The sequence below is a fragment of the Cognatilysobacter lacus genome (assembly GCF_008274655.1).
Lineage (GTDB): Bacteria > Pseudomonadota > Gammaproteobacteria > Xanthomonadales > Xanthomonadaceae > Cognatilysobacter > Cognatilysobacter lacus.
The window spans coordinates 1-640 of sequence record NZ_VTRV01000294.1 but is presented as its reverse complement, the minus strand read 5'-3'; the positions used below and the strand labels follow the sequence as shown (position 1 = coordinate 640).

Below are 640 nucleotides of genomic sequence, written 5' to 3'. Positions count from 1 at the left end.
GGTGTTAGGCGCCACAGCAGCTCTGACGCAATCGAGGTAAGTTCAACGCCATGCCAAAGTACTTTCTCAACATCGCAATCGTCGCGGGCCTGTGCGTCGCTTCCGTTGCCGTGTTCGCCGCAGGTCCGAGCCCAACGCCGACGCCGGCCCAGATTCAACTGCGCTATGACCAGCTAAGAACCGCGTTCGCTGCGCGCGATCCGGTCGCAATCAAGCAGCTGCTTGCGCCCGGCTTTAAGTCGGTCGATGTGAGCGGCCAAGTTCAGGACTCTGATCAAATGCTCGGGGAGCTTCTGGCAGCGCCGCAGGACCCGAAGCGCACGTCGGAAACCACCGTGATTTCTGTCGCGCCAGACGGAGAAGCATTGAACGTAACGCAGCGGTACCACATGGCGGTTAGCAAGCAGGGCCCTGACGGTGTGCCGCACGTGGTCGACCTTGTTACAAGCTCGCAAGACCGCTGGGTTCTGCTCAACGGTTCGTGGGTGCTGCAGGCAACCGCTACCCGCTCGATCGACTACAGTGTTGATGGCAAGGTCGTCGCCCACAAAACGGCGGGGGCGCCTGCCACGTCGGGTGGCGCCTAACAATTCGTCCAAGCCGACGCCGCTTCGCGGCGCGGCTTAACTCAGGTGTTAGG

The 640-nt window shown here is 61.7% G+C and carries 1 protein-coding gene; it reads left to right on the top strand.

Going from position 1 to position 640, the window contains the following annotated elements; genetic code table 11:
* The first annotated feature begins 50 nt into the window (after positions 1-50).
* Entirely contained in the window at positions 51-587 is a 537-nt protein-coding gene (locus FW784_RS14155) for a nuclear transport factor 2 family protein (protein ID WP_149353955.1), read from the top strand.
* The last annotated feature ends 53 nt before the right edge of the window (positions 588-640 follow it).